This window comes from Paenibacillus sp. URB8-2, assembly GCF_013393385.1.
In the GTDB taxonomy this organism is placed as follows: domain Bacteria; phylum Bacillota; class Bacilli; order Paenibacillales; family Paenibacillaceae; genus Paenibacillus_AQ.
Map to the genome: position 1 here is coordinate 2,894,355 of NZ_AP023239.1, position 20,122 is coordinate 2,914,476.

14 protein-coding genes and 1 pseudogene are annotated in these 20,122 nt (G+C 53.8%); 10 read left to right on the plus strand and 5 right to left on the minus strand.

All coding sequences use genetic code 11. The annotated features are described in order from the left end of the window. Nucleotides 1-21 precede the first annotated feature (21 nt). From hydG to fdhD, 3 genes are all read right to left on the minus strand, one after another. Nucleotides 22-1,437, minus strand: a complete 1,416-nt coding sequence (gene hydG, locus PUR_RS13285) for a [FeFe] hydrogenase H-cluster radical SAM maturase HydG (protein ID WP_179035655.1) — start codon at nucleotides 1,435-1,437, stop codon at nucleotides 22-24. 113 nt (nucleotides 1,438-1,550) lie between these two features. Beyond that, on the minus strand, nucleotides 1,551-2,609 hold the full coding sequence (hydE, locus tag PUR_RS13290) for a [FeFe] hydrogenase H-cluster radical SAM maturase HydE (protein WP_179035656.1): 1,059 nt from the start codon (nucleotides 2,607-2,609) through the stop codon (nucleotides 1,551-1,553). 130 nt (nucleotides 2,610-2,739) lie between these two features. Next, entirely contained in the window at nucleotides 2,740-3,555 is an 816-nt protein-coding gene (gene fdhD, locus PUR_RS13295) for a formate dehydrogenase accessory sulfurtransferase FdhD (protein ID WP_179035657.1), read from the minus strand. A 219-nt stretch (nucleotides 3,556-3,774) separates the two neighbouring features. Here fdhD and smc point away from each other — a divergent pair, with 219 nt between their 5' ends. Further along, nucleotides 3,775-7,344 (plus strand): chromosome segregation protein SMC, encoded by a 3,570-nt coding sequence (gene smc / locus PUR_RS13300; RefSeq protein WP_179035658.1) that lies wholly within the window; start codon nucleotides 3,775-3,777, stop codon nucleotides 7,342-7,344. Between the two features lie 42 nt (nucleotides 7,345-7,386). Then, on the plus strand, nucleotides 7,387-8,388 hold the full coding sequence (ftsY, locus tag PUR_RS13305; protein ID WP_179035659.1) for a signal recognition particle-docking protein FtsY: 1,002 nt from the start codon (nucleotides 7,387-7,389) through the stop codon (nucleotides 8,386-8,388). Between the two features lie 96 nt (nucleotides 8,389-8,484). Here the strand turns inward: ftsY and PUR_RS13310 are convergent, their stop codons facing one another. Next, nucleotides 8,485-9,009: a YfiT family bacillithiol transferase gene (locus tag PUR_RS13310; protein ID WP_179035660.1), complete on the minus strand. Its 525-nt coding sequence runs from the start codon at nucleotides 9,007-9,009 to the stop codon at nucleotides 8,485-8,487. A gap of 361 nt (nucleotides 9,010-9,370) precedes the next feature. Here PUR_RS13310 and PUR_RS13315 point away from each other — a divergent pair, with 361 nt between their 5' ends. From PUR_RS13315 to PUR_RS13340, 6 genes are all read left to right on the plus strand, one after another. Then, a complete protein-coding gene (locus tag PUR_RS13315; RefSeq protein ID WP_179035661.1) occupies nucleotides 9,371-10,834 on the plus strand; it encodes a circularly permuted type 2 ATP-grasp protein in 1,464 nt (487 codons plus the stop codon). A gap of 42 nt (nucleotides 10,835-10,876) precedes the next feature. Further along, the gene (locus PUR_RS13320; RefSeq protein ID WP_179035662.1) at nucleotides 10,877-11,830 is read left to right on the plus strand and encodes an alpha-E domain-containing protein; all 954 of its coding nucleotides are present in this window, start codon (nucleotides 10,877-10,879) and stop codon (nucleotides 11,828-11,830) included. Next, nucleotides 11,827-12,693 (plus strand): transglutaminase family protein, encoded by an 867-nt coding sequence (locus PUR_RS13325; RefSeq protein WP_179035663.1) that lies wholly within the window; start codon nucleotides 11,827-11,829, stop codon nucleotides 12,691-12,693. The genes PUR_RS13320 and PUR_RS13325 overlap by 4 nt, the downstream gene beginning before the upstream one ends. A gap of 234 nt (nucleotides 12,694-12,927) precedes the next feature. Beyond that, complete coding sequence (locus tag PUR_RS13330; protein WP_124694279.1) at nucleotides 12,928-13,737, plus strand: SDR family oxidoreductase; 810 nt, start codon at nucleotides 12,928-12,930, stop codon at nucleotides 13,735-13,737. Between the two features lie 144 nt (nucleotides 13,738-13,881). After that, nucleotides 13,882-14,613, plus strand: coding sequence for a CPBP family intramembrane glutamic endopeptidase (locus PUR_RS13335; protein ID WP_232101490.1), 732 nt, complete (start codon nucleotides 13,882-13,884; stop codon nucleotides 14,611-14,613). 75 nt (nucleotides 14,614-14,688) lie between these two features. Continuing rightward, on the plus strand, nucleotides 14,689-15,069 hold the full coding sequence (locus tag PUR_RS13340; protein WP_179035665.1) for a DnaJ family domain-containing protein: 381 nt from the start codon (nucleotides 14,689-14,691) through the stop codon (nucleotides 15,067-15,069). A gap of 152 nt (nucleotides 15,070-15,221) precedes the next feature. Here the strand turns inward: PUR_RS13340 and gluQRS are convergent, their stop codons facing one another. Next, nucleotides 15,222-16,229, minus strand: a complete 1,008-nt coding sequence (gluQRS, locus tag PUR_RS13345; protein WP_232101491.1) for a tRNA glutamyl-Q(34) synthetase GluQRS — start codon at nucleotides 16,227-16,229, stop codon at nucleotides 15,222-15,224. Nucleotides 16,230-16,519: 290 nt separating this feature from the next. On the opposite strand from gluQRS, the pseudogene hrpB reads away from it, so the two are divergent. After that, nucleotides 16,520-19,053, plus strand: a pseudogene (hrpB, locus tag PUR_RS13350) (ATP-dependent helicase HrpB). 157 nt (nucleotides 19,054-19,210) lie between these two features. Beyond that, nucleotides 19,211-19,831 (plus strand): general stress protein, encoded by a 621-nt coding sequence (locus tag PUR_RS13355; RefSeq protein WP_232101492.1) that lies wholly within the window; start codon nucleotides 19,211-19,213, stop codon nucleotides 19,829-19,831. The last annotated feature ends 291 nt before the right edge of the window (nucleotides 19,832-20,122 follow it).

Below are 20,122 nucleotides of genomic sequence, written 5' to 3' on the forward strand. Positions count from 1 at the left end.
GCTTTTTATGATGACTGTTTGTCAGAACCGCAGGTCCCGTTCACCTGCCCGGATGCGTCGCAGCTGCTTTATCGTTGCTTTTTTGACCGATTCCTTGGGAATGCGTTCCAGGTTCTCGCGAATCGTCTGTTCGCCAATGGCGCGCATTTCCTCATCGGCATAGTCCAGCAGATATTCCTGGAAGGTCATTAAGGAATTCGGCTGGCATACATTATGAATTTGCCCCGATTTCGCCAGCTGCATAAAGCGGTCCCCCGTCCGTCCTTCCCGGTAACATGCGGTGCAGTAGCTGGGAACATAGCCGTCTCGGCACAGGTTCTTGATAATTTCCATAGGAGAGCGTTGATCGCCGACTGTGAACTGCGGCTTGTCGTCTTTGCCTTTATTGACGCTATACGCGCCAACGCCGGTAGCTGAGCCTGCGCTGATCTGTGATATTCCCAGTTTAATAATCTGGTCGCGGTATTCCGGGTCCTCACGTGTAGACAAGATCATTCCTGTATAAGGTACGGCCATTCTCAATACGGCGACAATCTTCGCGAAATCGTGGTCACCCACAAGATGGGGGTAATTATCCAGATTCACGTTCTCTGCTTCGCGCAGGCGGGGGACAGAGATCGTATGCGGCCCGCAGCCAAACGTCTGCTCCAGATGTTCGGCGTGTTTCAGCATGGCAATGGTCTCGTATTTATAATCATAGAGTCCGTACAGGACGCCGATGCCAACATCATCGATTCCGGATTTCATTGCCCGGTCCATGGCGGTCGTGTGCCAGTCATAATCGCTTTTGGGTCCCTGTGGGTGGTAATTGTGATAACTGGGTCTGTGATAAGTCTCTTGGAATAAAATATAGGTTCCGATCCCGGCATCCGCCAGTTTGCGGTATTCTTCCTCTGTCGTGGCGGCAATATTGATGTTAATCCGCCGGATACTGCCATTGTCCAGCTTGGTGTCGTATATGGTCCGGATACATTCCAGGATGTAGTCGATGGAACAATGGTTAGGGTCTTCACCCGCTTCAAGGACAAGCCGTTTATGGCCAAGTGACTGAAGTACCTGGACCTCCTGGGCAATTTCATCTTGAGTGAGACGGCTGCGTACAAACTCGGAATTGGAATGCTTGTATCCGCAATAGACACAGTTATTGACACAGTAGTTGCTGACATAGAGGGGGGCGAACAGGACGATCCGGTTGCCGTATATCCGTTCCTTGATTTCCCTGGACACCTGGTACAGCTGTTCCAGCGTAGCTTCATCATTCACATGCAGCAGCACCGCAGCTTCCCGGGAGGTCAGCCCTTTGCACGTTCTCGCTTTGTCCAGGATTGCGGTTACGATCTGGCTGTCGTTTATTGCCGCCTCCCCGTATTGCAGGGATTCCTTGATTTCCTCGTCCTGAATAAAATCCGCCGGACGGCGCTCATTCACTCGGTTCACGAACATCCACTTCTTTCTGGGTTCATTAATGGCAAAAAAAGAAGGCTGAACTTCGCCCGATTGATTTCCTGCGAAATTACAGACAAACGACAGGTCACAAATGACCTTTGTTCTCAAAAAACATCCAGCCGGGCCGGAGGGCTAGACAACCAGTTCAGACTGTCTCCTCGGCCCATATTGACATGAAAGCCGGCGTCCTCAATCCGCTGCTCCAGACAGAACCTGCACTGCGCAGATTCATCTCCCGTACAAATTTTATTATTATATAATGTATATTTCGGACGAACGGACAGCGGGGACAGATTAGGCATGACTACATTTGCACCCGCTTTTAATGCGAGTTCCCGCCCATACGGATGGACGGTTCCCATCGCTGTGGTAGCCGGAATCAAGGCGTTCGGCACAAACAGTCGCGCAAGTGCGATCATATCAAGTGTGGCTTCTAAGGTTCCGGCCGGCTCGTCCTTTAAAGGTGTAGCTTGATGCGGCAAAAATGGACCGATGCCAATCATGTCCGGATTAAGCTCCTTGAGGTACAGTAAGTCCTCGGCCAAGTCTTTGTGCGTCTGTCCGGGCAATCCGACCATAAACCCGGCTCCGACCTGATAGCCGATCGCTTTAAGGGCACGCAAGCGGTCCCGCCGATTCTCAAAAGTCATGGTCGGATGCAGCGTCTGGTAGAGTCTGCTGGAAGCTGTCTCATGACGCAGCAAATAACGGTCAGCACCCGCTTCAAATAACCGGGTATACGTCTCGTCGTCACGTTCGCCTATCGAGAGCGTCACAGCGGTATCCGGATAGCGCCGTTTGATATCAGCAATAAGGCGCGAGAGCTTGTCCGTTGTGTACCAATCGTCTTCTCCGCTCTGCAGAAAGAAGGTGCGATAGCCCAAATCGTAACCCTCCCGGCAGCACTCCAAGATTTCATCGGGCCGGAGCCGATAGCGGCTGACTGTCTTATTGGCGGAGCGTATCCCGCAGTACATGCAGTTTTGTTTGCAGATATTGGAGAATTCAATCAGCCCCCGCAGATACACCCCTGTTCCGTAATAGGCCACCCGCTTCTGATGGGCAAGAGTATGCAGCCGCCTTCGGGATGCCTCGTCCAATCTATCAAGCAGATAGACAATTTCTTCGGAATCCAGGGATTCTTGCGCGTTTAAACGATCCAATAAATATTCCGTTGAACATCCCTCCTTAAACTGAACAGGTGCATCTTTCTTGCAACAGCTAACATGAAAATAATGTAACAAAAGTAAAAATGAAGAACTATGAGCTTTTTGCTTGAAATGACAGATATGTTCAATTGTGGTTTAGGAGCATACAATCGCTGATACGGTCCGGGCGCGTATACACGTTGCATGAATCCTGACGGATGAAACCGACTGTCGTGATGCCGAGCTGTTCAGCCAGCTCAAGGGCCAGCGCCGTGGGAGCGGATTTGGACAAAATGATTTCACAACCGATTTTGGCGACCTTCAGCAGAATTTCCGATGAAATACGGCCGCTGAACACGATGATTTTGTTGTCCAGGTTCATCTCGTGCCTTAGGCAGTGGCCGTAAATTTTGTCTAGCGCATTATGACGGCCAATGTCGCTGCGGGCGAGCAGCACTCCGCCGGTATCGCAAATCGCGGCGGAGTGGACCCCGCCCGTTCGGTGAAACAGCTCCGCACCCGTCTGCACTTCTTCCATCAGGCGAAAACAATCTTTAAAGGATAAAGAGACATGAATGCCGTCGATGATTTTGGCAGTTCTTGCATCGTTGACATATACAAACCCATGGCGGCCTGCACCGCAGCAGGAAGTGACATATCGCTTGGCATATAACTGGCGGTGAAGATCATTCCAGCGGTCTGTGGAGATGTGTACGTACCCTTCTTCTTCCTGCGTCCACATTTCTTTAATATCTCGAATTCCCCGAATGATGCCTTCAGAGGCCAAGTAACCGATTGCCATGTCTTCAATGTATTCGGGGGTGCATACCAGAGTCACGAATTCTTCGCCGTTAATCTTAAGTGTGACCGGATGTTCCGTCACAATGAGATCCGGTTCTCTGGTGATTCGGCCTTGCCGGTAACGAATAATGTGTCCTTGTTGTTCAGGTACCCGCTTCATTTCCATCACCCTTATTAATGAAGATTTGGAATATAGAAAAATAACTTTAATAGAAAAAAATAGAAATTCAAACATCATTACTACATCACTTATTGCAATTAATGTCAATTTTATATTTCACAATCCAGCTCAATTTCTTCATCCTGTTCCTTCATTGCAACGTTCTATTTGTGGGTATGGAACGCTATGGTATAATGGGGCGGAGGTGACTGGCGACGTATGTTTTTGAAACGGATTGAATTAGCTGGCTTTAAATCGTTTGCCGACAAAACGGAGATGGAGTTCGTGCGCGGCATAACGGCTGTCGTTGGACCCAACGGAAGCGGCAAGAGCAACATTTCGGACGGCATCCGCTGGGTGCTTGGCGAACAAAGCGCCAAATCGCTGCGCGGCGGCAAGATGGAAGATATTATTTTTGCCGGAAGCGATGCCCGCAAGGCTGTCAATTATGGCGAAGTGTCGCTGACGCTGGACAATGAGGACCATGCGCTGCCGCTGGACTTCAGCGAAGTGACGGTGACCCGGCGGGTCCACCGCAGCGGAGACAGCGAGTATATGATCAATAAGCAGTCGTGCCGGCTGAAGGATATTACGGAGCTGTTCATGGACACCGGCATCGGCCGCGAGGCATATTCCATTATTGGACAAGGCCGGATTGAGGAAATTCTCAGCACCCGGTCCGAAGACCGGCGGGGGATTTTCGAAGAGGCGTCGGGGATCGTTAAATATAAATCGCGGAAAAAGGACGCGGGACGCAAGCTGGATGAGACGGAGCAGAATCTGCTGCGCATCCACGACTTGATCAGCGAGCTGGAGGATCAGATTGGGCCGCTGAAGGAGCAGTCCGAGAAAGCGATCCGTTATAAGGAATTGAAAGAGCAGCTGAAACAGCTTGAAATATCCGTCTATGTGCAACAGATCGAGGGTATCCATGAGGCCTGGAAGGATGGCAACGCCAAGCTGGAGATTTTGCGGGACGAGCAGCTTCAACTGTCAACGGTCGTCACAGCCCATGACGCCAAGCTGGAGAGCGGAAGAGCCGCACTCCGCCAGTTGGAGGAAAAGATCGAGAAGCTTCAGGAGCAGCTGCTGCGGTACAGTGAAGCTTTTGAGAAGAGCGAAGGTTACGGCGAATTGCTGAAAGAGCGCAGACGGCATCTGGAAAATAACCGGGAGCAGCTGCTTCAGGCCATCGGTTCCGTCGGCGAGCGCTCGGAAGACCGGATGCGCGAGCTGAGCGGTCTCGAAAACAATCTGGAACAGACCCGGCTTCGCCTCGCGGAGCTTCGAAAGCAGCTAAAGGACGAAGAAGCCAGGCTATCGGGCGTTACGGACGGGCTCAGCCAGAGCAAAGAGGAAAGCTTGAAGAGCGCGCTGCTGGAGCTCATGAATAAAATGGCCCAGGCGCGCAACGAAATCCGCTATGCCGACCAGCAGAAGGAAACTCTGGAGCGGCGGATGAACCGCAGCGAGGAAGAGAGCGGCAAGTGGACATCACGGCATGAGGAGCTTCTGCGGGAGCAGGGCAAGCTGAAGAACGGAATCGAGGCGCTTGGCAAAGAGCTTGGAAAGCTGCGCAAAGATTACATCACCGAGAGCGAACACTCGGTTGCCCGGCAAAAGCTGCTTGACGAGGCCCACTCGGGACTTCGCAAATGGGAACAGAAGCGGGAAGCGCAGGTCTCCCGCCATGAGACGATGAAGGAAATGCAGGATGACTTCGACGGCTTCATGCTCGGCGTCAAAGAAGTGCTCAAGGGCGCACGCAAGGGGCACCTCAGCGGCGTTCACGGCGCTGTGGCCGAGCTGATCTCCGTGCCCGAGAAGCTGGAGACGGCTGTCGAAACCGCACTGGGCGCTTCGCTGCAGCATATCGTTATGGACAACGAAGCCGTGTCTCGACAGGCCATTTCTTTTCTGAAGCAGCGGCAGCTTGGCCGCGCCACGTTCCTTCCGCTCGATGTCATCCGGCCACGCCAGATTTCCGGCAGCGACCGCGGGATGATTGAGGGTGCGGACGGATTTGTGGGAATCGGCTCCGAGTTGGTCGGCTTTGAAGGGAAATATGCCAGTATAGTCGGCAGTCTGCTTGGGAATGTCGTTATCGCGGAAAGCTTGGAGCAGGCGAACAAAATCGCCGCCAGATGCCAGTACCGCTACCGCGTCGTTACCCTGGAGGGCGATGTCGTCAATGCCGGGGGTTCAATGACCGGAGGCAGCCAGCACAAGAAGAATTCCAGTCTCCTTGGACGCAAACGCCAGCTGGATCAGCTGAAAGAGGAGATCGGCGAAACCGAGCGCCAAATCGACAAGCTGAAAGCCAGCATCGCCCGGCTGCGGAAGGAGCAGGAAGACTCCAATGACAAGCTGGAGAAGCTTCGCCACGGAGGGGACGAGAAGCGTCTGGAGGAGCAGCGGCTCGCCGGCGATCTGAGGCAGCTGGAGCAGGAGCTTCGGCATGTGCAGGAGCAGGTGGAAAGCGCAGGAGCGGAGCGAAGCGGATTCGCTGATGAAGCGAAGCAGCTGGAGAAGACAAGAGAGCAGGCCGCGGCCGAACTGGCTTCGCTGGAAGCGGAAGAAAAAGCCGCCCATGAAGCGATCCGGAATGCGGAATCGCTGCGAAAGGCGAGCGAGACCGAGAAGGAAGAGCTTCAAGGCAAGCTGACCGGGATGAAGGTAGCGGAAGGCAAGCTGGATCAAGAGATTTTTTCGCTGGAGGAACAGCTGCGGAGACTGAAGTCCGATGCCGGTTCACAGGACAAGGAATTGCGTCAGAACCGCAGTTTACTCGCGACGATTGAGCAGGATTTGAATACCAATACCGCCGAAGCCGTCAAACAGCAGGAAGATTTGAACACGTACCGTCTCAAAAAGGAAGAGGCGGCTGAGAATCTGGATTATACCCGGGCGGAACGGACATCGCTGACCCGAAAGCTGGAGCTGGAGGAAGGCGAAACGAAGGAACAGCGGCAGGCGCTGAAAGCGGTGGATGACCGGCTGCGCGCGACGGAGGTTTCCGTTGGCCGGCTGGACGTCGAGCTTGATAACATTTTGCGGAAGCTGAGCGACGATTATGAGCTGAGCTACGAGTTGGCCAAGCAGCGCTATCCCGTTCCGGAGGATGTCCCTGCCGCACAGGCCGAAGTACAGAAACTGAGACGGAGCATTTCCGCGCTTGGCGAGGTGAATCTGGGCGCCGTGGACGAGTATCAGCGGGTGCATGAACGCTATACGTTCCTCAGCGAGCAGAAGGACGATCTCGTTGAAGCCAAGACCACGCTGTATCAGGTCATCCGCGAAATGGAAGAAGAAATGTCCAAGCGGTTCAAGCAGACGTTCGACGCGATCCGCAGGGAATTCGGTACGGTGTTCACCAAGCTGTTCGGCGGTGGCCGGGCTGATCTGATGCTGTTGGACCCGGACAATCTGCTGGATACGGGTATCGACATCGTCGCCCAGCCTCCGGGCAAGAAGCTGCAAAATCTGCAGTTGCTGTCGGGCGGCGAACGCGCGCTTACCGCAATGGCGCTGCTGTTCGCGATCCTGCAGGTTAAGCCGGTACCGTTCTGCGTGCTGGACGAGGTGGAAGCGGCGCTGGACGAGGCGAATGTGGTCCGGTTTGCCCAATATTTGCGTGAATTCTCGGAGCAGACCCAGTTTATCGTTGTGACCCACCGTAAAGGAACGATGGAAGAGGCGGATGTGCTCTACGGGGTAACGATGGAAGAAGGCGGCGTCTCCAAGCTTGTCTCTGTGCGTCTGGAAGATGAAGAAGCGGAGATTGCATAATTTGGCGTATTGCCATTTCATTAAATGAACGGAGGAAGAAGATTGAGTTTTTTTAAGAAATTGAAAGAAAGCATTTCCGGCAAAACGGAAAGTGTAACAAAGCAGTTCCGGGAAGGTCTGGAGAAGACCCGCAAAGGGTTCGTGGAGAAAGTATCCGACCTGATGATTCGCCGCAAAAAAATCGATGAGGAGTTCTACGAAGAGCTGGAAGAAATTCTGATCGGCGCCGACGTCGGCGTTAATACGGTTATGACGCTGGTGGATGAACTGCGCACCGAGGTGAAGAAGCAGCGTATCGAGAACGCAGCCGAGCTGCAGCCGATACTCTCCCGCAAGCTGATGGAGCTGCTGCGCGGTGACGATGACGTTCGGCTGAAGGAGAACCCTGACGGCATTACAGTCATTCTGTTCGTTGGCGTCAACGGCGTCGGCAAGACGACAACGATCGGTAAGCTGGCACACCGCTATAAGCAGGAAGGCAAAAAAGTGCTGCTGGCCGCGGGCGATACGTTCCGTGCGGGAGCCATCGAGCAGCTTGAGGTATGGGGACAGCGGGCAGGCGTGGATGTGATCAAGCAGAGCGCGGGTTCCGACCCCGCAGCGGTGATGTTTGATGCGGTTCAGGCCGCCAAGCAGCGCGGCGTCGAAGTGCTGATCTGCGATACGGCGGGCCGGCTGCAGAACAAGAGCAATCTGATGGAAGAGCTGGCCAAAATATTCCGTGTCATCCAGCGCGAGATTCCGGGTGCGCCGCATGAGGTGCTGATGGTGCTCGACGCGACGACAGGGCAGAATGCGCTTGCGCAGGCCAAGCTGTTCGGCGAGAAGAGCGGAGTGACAGGCCTTGTCCTTACCAAGCTGGACGGAACGGCCAAAGGCGGCATTGTCGTCGCCATCCGCCAGGAGCTGAACCTTCCGGTGAAGCTGGTCGGGCTTGGCGAGAAAATGGAGGATCTGCAGCCGTTCGATTCCGAACAATTCGTTCATGCTCTGTTCGCCGGAGTGATAATCGAAGAGAAGGAAGACGGGAACCCGGAAGATTGACTTTCAAAAAAAATATCGACATACAGCAGCGCCGTCAGATGCCGGCGCTTTTCTTTATACTATTTTACAATCGCCCTGCACCTCAGTACATAATTTCTATGTCAAGCCCATGCGTTCTTTAAGTGAAACGATTTGTGCGATATGATGTCTGCCGTGCCAGGCATACCGATGAGCTGCCGTTTCAAGACTCATTGGTCCGTGAGTGGGGCTCGTAAATGTTCGCTGAAAGTCGGACGGGTGCAAGGAACGTAGCAGAACGGCAAAGCGGTTGTGAAGGGATTCCAGAAGAATCAAGGACAATTCAATCGGTGCCGCATAGTCGCTTAGCTCCGCCCACAAATCCTCCCGATAAGAACCGGAGATTGGGTGATCTTCAGTCAGCGCCCTCTTAAAACGAATATAGGCGTTCATATCGTTATCGGCCATATGGTGAACGACTTGTTGAACCGTCCAACCGTCCGGACGATATGGTGTATGCAGCTGCTCTAATGTTAGATTTTTCACAGTCTGCCTGAGAAGGTTCGGGATTTCCAGGATTTCATCAATCCAAAGGTTACGCTGTTCTGAAGTCGGGTTCTCAACAGGTTCAAATGGTCCGATTGGATAACGAAGCCGATCCATGTACTCACATCCTTTCAGTTTGATATCTATCATAAATGAAAAGAGAACAAACTAAAACCACAATATTCCATCTGCTAATTCCAATATTACAACATATGAAAAATTCACAATATAGAAGACGTATATCTCTCCCGCATACATTTAGTCTGTAATACTATCAAACGCGCTCCGTCCCAGATAAAGGAAACGCATACAGACCATGATAAAATGACAGTCTATCAAAACCGTTGTTATATATATTGACATGATCAAGCAGATTTACGTATTATGAAAATGTGATTGAATTATTTTATAGAAATCGGATGAATTATAAGCACAGTTTGTCAAAAAACATTACATTTTCTCGAAAGGAGTCGGGCTCATGTCTAAACTTGATCCACTGCCCGGTCTGTCTCCGTATCCGCTGCATCATTTTTACGATGAAATGTTCGATGGTGAGCGCAGCGTCCGCCCTCATTATAAGCATGTAAACCGCATGTTTGCCGGAATGAGCCCCGAAGAGCTGCAGGCCAAGCAACATTTAATGCAGCGGCGAATGATGGAGGAGGGCATTACCTTTACTCTGTATAACCCGGCTCAGGACCATCCCATGGAACGGACCATCCCCTTTGATATGATTCCAAGGATTATCTCGAAGGATGAGTGGGAGAAGCTTGAGGCAGGGATCATCCAGCGCGTGACGGCACTGAACCTGTTCATTCATGATATCTACCACGAACAATATATTGTCAAAGATGGCATCGTGCCCCGCAAAATGGTCATATCCAACTGTTATTTTCGCCCGGAAATGGCAGGACTACGGGTTCCTGGCGGAGCTTATATAACCACATCGGGAATTGACTTGATCAGGCACAACGACGGAAATTATTATGTGCTGGAGGACAACCTTCGCACGCCTTCCGGTTTTTCCTACCTATTTAAAGGAAGATCTCTGATGAACCAGCTGTTCCCCGAGTTGTCTTTCTCAAGCTCCATCCGAGATGTGGAACACAGCATCAACCGCTTCTTGTCTGTACTTCGCAGCCTTTCGCCTTCGCGCACGTCTGATCCTGTTATTGCTCTATTGACCCCAGGCGTATATAATTCCGCTTACTATGAGCATGCCTTCCTGGCCCAGCAAATGGGCATACATCTTGTGGAAGGACGAGATTTGGTCATTCAGGATCACAAACTGTATTTGAGAGAAATGAACGGTCTTAAGCGCGTGGACGTGCTGTACCGCCGTCTCGACGACGACTATATCGATCCGCTTGCCTTCGATCCCAACTCCCTGCTTGGTGTCGCGGGCCTCATGAATGCATACCGCGCCGGCAATGTGGCCATTGCTAACGCTCCGGGAACCGGAGTCGCTGACGATAAGGCCATGTACGTATATGTGCCGGAGATGATCCGTTATTATCTGAAAGAGGAACCGATCCTCAATAATGTTCCCACTTATCTCCTTTCCAAACCGAATGAACGGCAGCATGTGCTTGATAATCTGGAAGAAATGGTTGTCAAGGAAACCTCACTTTCCGGTGGATATGGAATGCTGATCGGAAGCGAGGCAAGCAGGAGTGAGCGGGAGGAATTCCGACTTAAAATTCTTGCTGAACCGGACCGCTATATCGCCCAGCCGATCATGTCACTTTCGAGAGCGCCGATTTTGTCTGAAGGCACGATGAGCCCCCGGCATATCGATTTGAGAGCTTTCGTACTGATGGGCGCGGACCGCAAGCCTCATGTCATTCCGGGAGGTCTGACGCGCGTGGCGATGAAGGAAGGGTCGCTCGTGGTGAATTCCTCTCAAGGAGGCGGAGTCAAGGATACCTGGGTCATGTCCTAACAAAAAGAACGCATCAATAAAAGGACGAGGGAGTGACGGTAGATGTTGAACCGCAACGCAGAAGCTTTATTTTGGATTGGCCGTTATATGGAAAGAGCGGAGAATCATGCAAGACTGATCGATGTTCATTATCATATTCAGCAGGAAGAGGATTTTCTGGAGGAAGGGCATAAATGGTCCAGATTGATTGATGCGATCGGCGCCAGAGATGAATATTTGCAGCAGTTTGAAAGCTTTTCGGAGCAGGATGTCCTGTCCTTTATCACGCTGGATCTCGGCAATGCGAATTCTCTGTACTCATGCGTACATCAAGCGCGCAACAATCTCCGCACCCTGCGCCAGCAGCTTCCGAGCGAGCTGTGGGATATCGCCAACAGCTTTAACCTCTGGCTCGGTGACCGGTCGGTTGCCGACATTATGAAGAGCCCTCATCAGTTCTACCAGCAGATTAAAGAACGGGCGGCCATGTTCCTCGGAGCCGAGCAGTCGGTTATGCTGCGGGGCAATGAGTGGCGGTTTATCGAAAGCGGACGCTTTCTGGAACGGGCGGAGAATACCGTGCGCATTCTTCAATCTGTAACCTCTTCCTGCCAGGACAAGGAACAGTCCGCGGTTTATACCCAGCTTCAGGCTGTTTTGAGATCGGTCAGCGGGTACCAGGCGTTCCGCAAATTTTTCGCGGATGCGGTGTCTCCTGAATGCATATTGGAATTTTTGATTACCAACAACGCTTTTCCGCGCTCCGTACGCTTTTCCGCTAATCATTTGGAAGAGCATCTGGCGAATATCGAAATTGATTTTACCGACCGGGGCGAAGGTTATGAACGGGTAATCCGACAGGCGGGCAAGATCAGGGCGGAGCTTGATTATATGGAAAAGGAAGATATCGCCGGGCAGCTGGTGGATCAGGTGCTGGAGTCGCTGAAGTCATCCTGCCAGAAGCTGGGGAGAACGATGGAGGTTGCTTTTTTTCGGCAAGAAGGGATTAAAATATGAAAATTCAAATCAATCATACGACCCGGTATACTTATCCGGAGCCCGTGACGGACAGTGTCAATGAGATCCGGCTCACTCCGCGAACGAATTACAGGCAATCCTGTTATCATCATGAGGTGGAAATTTTTCCGCCAGCGAATTTACTTACTTATGAAGATTTCTTCGGAAACCGGGTCCACGCTTATTCGGTGAACAAACCTCATACCGAGATGGTCATTCATACCCGAGCAACAGTCGTAACGGAAGACCGGGCCCAACGACGCGATCTGCCGAAGCTGGATCTGGAAGAGCAAATCACACGGATGAAGGAAGAGGAATTTCATAACCGTTATATCGAGTTTATTCTGCCGACCCGCTACACGGAGGTTACTCCGGAGCTGATGGAATTTGCTTCCCAGCACCCTTTTGACGAAGCGGAGGATTTATACGAATGGACCAAGAGGCTGTCCTCCACCATCTATGAGCAGTTCACTTACGATCCCGAAGCGACGAGCGTCAACACGACAGTCAAAAAAGCGCTAAAGCTCAAGCGCGGCGTCTGCCAGGACTATGCCCATCTTATGATTGCGGTCTGCCGAAGTGTCGGACTTCCGTCGAGATATGTGAGCGGATATCACTTTGTGGGCGATCTTCAGGGCGGCAATGCCGATTTTGAACAGGCTTCCCATGCATGGGTCGAGACGCATATCCCGGGGAGCGGCTGGCTCGGCTTCGATCCGACCAACAACGTGGAAGTGAACTGGCGTTATGTAAAGCTGGGACATGGACGCGATTACAAAGATATTGTGCCGGTCAAAGGCGTGTATCGTGGAGCCGCAGGCAATCTGGAAGTCACGGTGGATGTGCGGTTACTGGACAAATAATAGGGGTTAAAACGTCAATAAGCTACGGCGTTTCAGCTGTCACGGCCGCTTTCGGTTAATAACCGGAGGCGGCTGTTTTGATTTGTCTTTTTCGGAGAAAATAGTAGGACAACCTTCTCTGAACCTTGGGTTTGGAAGGAACCTTTTTTACCTGAAATGATTAAAAGGGAGGCTCCTTTGGGTAATCTTGAGACAGAGTCACTATTTACGTGAAAACGGAAGGAGAGCCTACATATGAGCCCTAATACTGAACCCAAGCAGCGATTTGCAGGAAAAACAGCCATTATTACCGGAGCGGGCTCGGGCATCGGCAGAGCAACTGCCATTCAGATGGCCCGTGAAGGCGCCAATATCGCCCTGTTTGATCTGGTGAACGACCGTACCTCCGTTGTGGAGCGGAAGCTGAACCGGATACGTGAAGGCTGTGCGCTCGCCGTCGATGTGGATACCTCAAGCCCCGAGCGGATGGAAGCGGCGGTTCGGAAAACGGTGGAGCATTTCGGCGGGCTGGATATCGTATTTGCCAATGCGGGAATCAACGGTTCCATTGGTCCGATCGAAGAGCTGAGCATCGAAGACTGGCAGCGCACGCTGTCGGTCAACCTTACCGGGACGTTTCTCTCTTTGAAATACACTATCCCCCATATGAAGAGCAAAGGAAAAGGAAGCATTATTATTACCAGTTCCATCAACGGCAACCGGCGGTTTGCGAGCTTCGGCTTCTCGCCGTACAGCACGACTAAGGCGGGGCAGGTAGCCTTTGCCAAAATGGCCGCTCTGGAGCTGGCCAAATTCAAAATCCGGGTGAACGTCGTTTCTCCCGGGGCCATTTCCACGAACATCGACGAAAGCACTGAACCGAATGAAGAGCTGGAATCGATTGTCATTCCGATCGAATTCCCGGAAGGACAGCAGCCGCTGGCCGACGGGCCGGGCAAGCCGGAGGATGTGGCTAACCTCGTATGCTTTCTCGCATCGGATGAATCGTCCCATATTACCGGAGCGCATATTGTAATCGACGGCGCCGAATCGCTGCTGACTTAAAGGAAAGCAAATAGCAACATCCAGCTAGTTTGATCCGTGTTCTTCGGACCCGTTCCGGAGGATGCGGATTTTTTTGCGGCGGGTAATGGAAATAAATGATAAACTGTTGTAAGTATGTTATTTTTTACCTGAGAGGTGACAAGGTTGAGGGTTTTAAATTTTATGACTTCTTTCCATTTAACCTGCAGCACGAATACAAGGCCGGCTGTCAGAGAAGGGATCACCGCCCTGCTGTATTTTGTGTATGTGAATGTGATTTATTATCTGCTCGGTCTGTTCTATAAATCCCAGTGGATGGATCAATTAACAACCGCCTTTCCCGATAAGGATTGGATGAGATTGGCGTTTACTGTGCCGGCTGTGGTTCTACAGCTTGTTCCTCTATTCATTATCTTGAAGCTGCGGGGGGAAACCTGGGGATCCATAGGGATAAAGCGTTCCAAAATCGTAATGTCCATCATCATCGGTCTCATCGCAGTCCTTCCTTTCCGCTGGATACCCATTGCGAACTGGATGTTTCACGGCAAATCTCTCCCGCTGGACGGAGGGGCGGTGCTGGGGTTCTTCTATTATTTGGCGCTGATCGCGCTGCCGGAGGAACTGATCTTCCGGGGCTACATCCAGACGAGGATTATGGGGCTCATCCCGAGTAAGTCCGCGGCAATCCTGACGACGGGCATGCTCTTTGCCTTTATTCATGTTCCGTTTCAAATGGCGGTCCTGAATCTGAATTATGCCGGGTATGTTGCTCAGATGTATTTGCATTTGATCATTATCTTGTGCATGCATCTATATTTTACATACATTTATACGAGAACGAATAATATTGCCGGGGCGGCGCTGTGCCATGCCCTCATTGATTTTATAATAGGCTGATCAGCTGCGGATAACTGTGATAAAATAAAGCCCAGGCGCTCAGAGCGTCCCATATTGATCAAGGAGGCGGTGGAAATGGCCATTATGTCTTGGCTGGCCGAGCAGCGGATTGAAGAGGCGATGCGCAAAGGCGAATTCCGGAATTTGCCGGGCCATGGCAAGCCGCTGGAACTGGAGGATATGTCGGGGGTGCCCGACGAACTCCGAATGTCGTTCAAGATCATGAAGAACGCCGGGCTTCTTCCGGAGGAGCTGCAACTGCGGGCGGAATGCGCGACCCTGGAAAATCTGCTTGCCGCCTGCCACAGCGGCGGGGGAGAGAAACGCGAGCTCGGACGCAGACTGACCGAGAAAAAGCTGAGGCTGGAAGAGATTCTCCGGCAGCGGGGACTCGATGGAAGCGCCGCATTTGCGCAGTACGGGGAACAAATCCGGATGAGACTGGATAAAGAGTAGGAAATGGCGAATTTATAATAGAACTGCCGGCGGGATGAATGGAAGAAGCGCCATGCCACGCAGAAGATTAAGAATGCCCGGCCACTTGTTGATAGAGCGGCCGGGCATTCTTTTGATGTCTCCATCATTTCAAAGAGAGAAACGGAAACAGTTTATTGCTGGAAGGAAGGGTGGAGTCTGACCAGCATTTCGGGAGTGACTACGATGTCTTTGCGGGAGATCCGGTCCAGCTTGAAAGAAGTCAGCAAATCAAGCGGCGAGACCTGGGTCGGTTCAGGCAGCAGTCCGGCCACCCAAGCCAGCCAGCCGTTAACCGTCTGTGGCGTCACACCCGCATCCCGCAGCTCGGCGAGCGTAATCCCGCCGTGACGCTTGGCCAGACGTCGTCCGTCCCGGTCCAACAGGAGCGGGACATGGGCAAAGCGCGGCAGCTTCCAGCCCAGCGCTTCGTAGAGCATCAGCTGACGGGGCGTGGAATCAAGGAGATCGGCTCCGCGAAGCACATCCGTAATGCCCATGAGGGCGTCGTCCACGACGACGGCAAGCTGGTACGAGAAGATGCCGTCGGCTCGGCGCACGATGAAGTCGCCTCCAGCGGCTGCATCGGTCCGGCGGGGGCCAGCGACGCCGTCGGTGAAGAAGATTTCTCCGGACGGAACGGCGAAGCGGAGGGAAGGCGACTTGTTCAAGGATCGCCACTGCGCCTCTTCAGGAGACAAGCTTCGGCATGTTCCGGGGTAAACCGGGCCTTCCGAGGCCAGACCGTGGGGAGCGGCAGCGGCCGCCAGAATATCATGGCGGCTGCAGTAGCAGGGGTACAGCCTTCCTTCGGCCTTCAGCCGGTTAAGTGCCGTTTCATACAGCTTCAGCCGCTCGCTTTGGACATAAGGTCCGAAGGGTCCACCCACGTCGGGCCCTTCGTCCCAGTCGAGACCGAGCCAGCGTAGATCGTAGGTGATTTGCCGGGCAAATTCGGGCCGGCAGCGAGCCGTGTCAATGTCCTCCATACGGAGCACGAAGATTCCGTTCCTGTTGCGGACTTGCAGCCAGGCCATCAGTGCGGCCAGGGCATTGCCAATATGGATGAAGCCGGATGGCGACGGTGCGTATCGGCCGCGAATGGCGCTGCCGGCCAGTTCAATATTTGAGAGCGGAAGCAAAGGAGAACCCTCCTAACGAGACAAATAATGTATGACTTGCGAAGCGGACGCTGCATCAAAGGGCGACCTGGAATCCGAGGCCCGTCTACCGTCTTGAATTTTTCAGAGGTTTCGCCCATGATTACAATAACGAAAATGATCACAATAATGGGAGGATCACTTTTCTATTCAATATTTTATTGTAATTCACGAATCAGGCAATTGCCAGTCCCACTGTTTGTTTACTATGATTAGTCGAATGATGCATTGAAATGAATATTAACTATATTTACTGATGACGGAGAGATTACATGAGCACACTGCCGATTATTCAGGTCATACCTGAACTTAAAAATATACTTGACGCATCTCCCTCCGCCGTCCTTATTGCTGAACCGGGAGCGGGAAAGACGACGGCGGTGCCGCTTGCGCTGCTGGAAGAGCCGTGGATGAAAGGCAAAACCATGCTTATGCTGGAACCCAGACGGCTTGCCGCCAGGGCGGCGGCTGTCTATATGGCGTCCCGTCTAGGAGAAAAGGCAGGCCAGACTGTGGGCTACCGAATGCGCATGGACAGCAAAACGGGGCCAAACACGCGCATCATCGTCGTTACCGAAGGCGTGCTGACCCGGATGCTTCAGGACGACCCGTCACTTGGCGACACCGGGTTAGTGATATTCGACGAGTTCCACGAACGAAGCCTGAATGCGGATCTGGGCCTTGCGCTCTCGCTGGAGACGCAGGCCGTTCTGCGCGAGGATTTGAAGCTGCTCATTATGTCGGCAACGCTGGACGGAGAGAAGGTATCCGAACTGCTTGGCGCAGCTCCGGTCGTCCGGTGTCGGGGCAGAGTCTATCCCGTAGACACGATTTATGCGCCGCCTGCAAAGTCAATCCCGCTTGAAAAGGCTGCGGTGAACGCGGTCCGCCGCGCTCTGGCTGAACAGTCCGGCGATATCCTGCTGTTTCTTCCTGGCGAAAGGGAAATCCGCAGGGTCGAATCCGAGCTGCTGTCCGGCGCGCTCCCCGGGAACGTGGAAGTTCGCCCGCTCTACGGCCAACTGCCGCAGGCCGAGCAGGACAGCGCCGTTGCGCCGGCTGTTGAGGGCTGGCGGAAAGTGGTGCTGGCGACGTCGATTGCCGAGACAAGCTTGACGATCGAAGGGGTGCGGACCGTGATCGATTCCGGTCTGCGCCGTACGCAGCGGTTCTCGCCGAGAACCGGCATGCCCCGTCTGGAGACGCTGCTGATCTCCAAGGCGTCTGCGGATCAGCGGCGCGGCCGGGCGGGACGGACCGCTCCGGGCGTCTGCTACCGGCTCTGGAGCCCGGAAGAGCACGACCGCCTGCCCGAATCGGACGCGCCGGAGATTCTGGAGGCCGATCTCTCCGGTCTCGCGCTGGAGCTGGCGCTGTGGGGCGTACGCGACCCCGCGCAGCTTGCCTGGCTGGACGCCCCGCCGCCCGCGCCGTACGCGCAGGCGACGGCGCTGCTGCGCCAGCTCGGCGCGCTGGACGCCGCCGGCGCCATAACCCGCACGGCCGGCGCCTGGCCGCGCTCGGCACACACCCCCGCGCCGCGCACATGCTGCTGCGCGCGGCCGGGCTTGGCGCGGCGCCGCTCGCCTGCCGGCTGGCGGCGCTGCTGCAGGAGCGGGACCCGATGCGCGGTCCCGCCACGGGCAGTTGCGACCTCACGCTTCGCGTAGAGGCGCTGCTGCGGTACGAGGCCTCCGCCGGGCGCGAAGCGGGCGGAGGTGATCCCGCGGCTCTTCGCGCCGCTGCGCGCGCGAGCCGCGGACTGCTGGCGCAGCTGCGGGCGGCTGCGCCCGAAGCCGCGCTTTCGGCCGATAACGACTCGGCCGATGCTGTGGCGGCGGACCCTTTCCTGTGCGGTCTGCTGCTGTCCTTCGCCTATCCCGACCGGATCGGACAGCGCCGGGGAGGAGGAGCTTTTGTGCTCTCCGGCGGACGGGGTGCGGCAATGGGTGAGAGCCAGCATCTGGCGCGTGAGCCTTATATCGTTGCCGTTTCCGTTGACGACAAGGGGACGCAGAGCCGGATTATGCTTGCGGCTCCGGTGGAAGAGAGGGATTTGCTGGCGAACCACGAGGATAAAATATCCGAGCTTTCCCAAGTATACTGGGATGAGGACAGCAAGAGCGTGAAATCCCGCCGCCGCGTGATGCTCGGCGAGCTTTCGCTTAAGGAGACCGGGCATGAACGGCCTTCGCCGGAGGAAGCCGCAAGGGTTCTGATGCAGGTGATTGCCGGAGAAGCTCTAGGACCGCTTCCATGGGACAAGGGTACAATTCAGTTTAGGGAACGGATGGCGTTCATGCACCGGCTTGATCGGAGTTGGCCGGATGTGTCCGATGCGGGACTCACAGACAGCTTGGAAGAATGGCTGCTGCCTTATCTGGTTGGCTGCCGCAGTCTGCGCGATTTACAGCGTCTTTCGCTGCGCGATGCGCTGGAGGGTCTGCTGGACTGGGAGCGGAAACGTGAGCTGGACCGGGAGGCTCCCACGCATATTGCGGTGCCCAGCGGCTCCCGGATCGCGGTGGATTATAGCGACCCGGCGGCTCCGGTGCTGGCGGTAAAGCTTCAGGAAATGTTCGGACTGAAGGAGACTCCACTAATTGGAAATGGCAGGGTGCCCGTTCTGCTTCACCTGCTGTCGCCTGCGCGTCGCCCGGTTCAGGTGACTGCCGATCTCGCCAGCTTTTGGAAGAGCGGATATTTTGATGTGAAGAAAGACTTGAAGGGCCGGTATCCCAAACATTATTGGCCGGAAGATCCGCATCAGGCCATCCCGACAAGCCGCACGCGGCCGGTAAAATAGCTGCAAGAGAGCATTCCATATTTCGGGAAATCTGCGATTTTGGCACTTCATTCAGGCTCCTCTACTTCGTGCGCTGCGTTTGGAAAATCACATGAAGGGTAATAACTAACGTAGCAACATGACAAAGGCGCAGCAACATGACGAAGGAGGGCTTCAAGTGACAAAGAAAATAGTTGGCATTTTCGATACGGAACGAGAGGCAACCAGAGCGATTCAGGAATTGCAGGGCAGAGGCTTCCGCAATGAAGATATTTCGGTGGTCACGAGGGATCGCGACGATCTGAACACGATTACCGATGAAACGGATACAATGGCTCCGGAGGGAATCGCTACAGGAGCCGCAACCGGCGGAGTAGTCGGAGGGATAGCCGGCCTGCTGGCAGGAATCGGCGCGTTGGCCATTCCGGGTATCGGCCCGATTATTGCGGCAGGCCCGATTGCGGCGGCGTTAACCGGCGCCGCGGTGGGAGCTGGCGCAGGCGGCTTGGTCGGCGGACTGGTCGGATTGGGCATCCCCGAAGACGAAGCGAAAGAGTATGAAGGATACGTCGACCAAGGCAAAATCCTGGTTCTGGTGGATGACAATGGACGGGATACCGAAATTCATGATATCTTCCGCGGCAATCGCTCGCTGAACGCCTCGCGCTATGAATCGTCGGTAGGTCCAACCAATCCGGACATTATTCCGGACGACTCAAGAGTAGGCAACACGATGGGCAACAGAGGGTCGATGAACACCGATACCGACCCGGATCTCTATAACCGGAACAAGTTCTAACATAAACACATTATAAACATCATTAAAAAACAAACCGCATTTCCCTTCAACAAATATGGGGAATGCGGTTTTTTGCGTCTGTACACCTTACGGCAGCAGTCCAACAAACCAATCGTTCCGAATTGAATGGTATATATTAACATTTCGCAGTTCGGCAACAAACCTATTAATACCATTCCCACTATAGACAATATTACAACATATGAAAAATTCATAATAGTAAACTCAAAAACCCTCTCCCCCCTCACACCATATCCATAAACTCAATCTAAATCTCTCCCGCATCAATAA

Bases quoted from the DNA above. Each gene is read 5' to 3' on its own strand.
- fdhD (WP_179035657.1), bottom strand. From the start codon at position 3,555: ATGAAGCGGGTACCTGAACAACAAGGACACATTATTCGTTACCGGCAA.
- smc (WP_179035658.1), top strand. From the start codon at position 3,775: ATGTTTTTGAAACGGATTGAATTAGCTGGCTTTAAATCGTTTGCCGAC.
- PUR_RS13310 (WP_179035660.1), bottom strand. From the start codon at position 9,009: ATGGATCGGCTTCGTTATCCAATCGGACCATTTGAACCTGTTGAGAAC.
- PUR_RS13315 (WP_179035661.1), top strand. From the start codon at position 9,371: ATGTCTAAACTTGATCCACTGCCCGGTCTGTCTCCGTATCCGCTGCAT.
- PUR_RS13320 (WP_179035662.1), top strand. From the start codon at position 10,877: ATGTTGAACCGCAACGCAGAAGCTTTATTTTGGATTGGCCGTTATATG.
- PUR_RS13325 (WP_179035663.1), top strand. From the start codon at position 11,827: ATGAAAATTCAAATCAATCATACGACCCGGTATACTTATCCGGAGCCC.
- PUR_RS13330 (WP_124694279.1), top strand. From the start codon at position 12,928: ATGAGCCCTAATACTGAACCCAAGCAGCGATTTGCAGGAAAAACAGCC.
- PUR_RS13340 (WP_179035665.1), top strand. From the start codon at position 14,689: ATGGCCATTATGTCTTGGCTGGCCGAGCAGCGGATTGAAGAGGCGATG.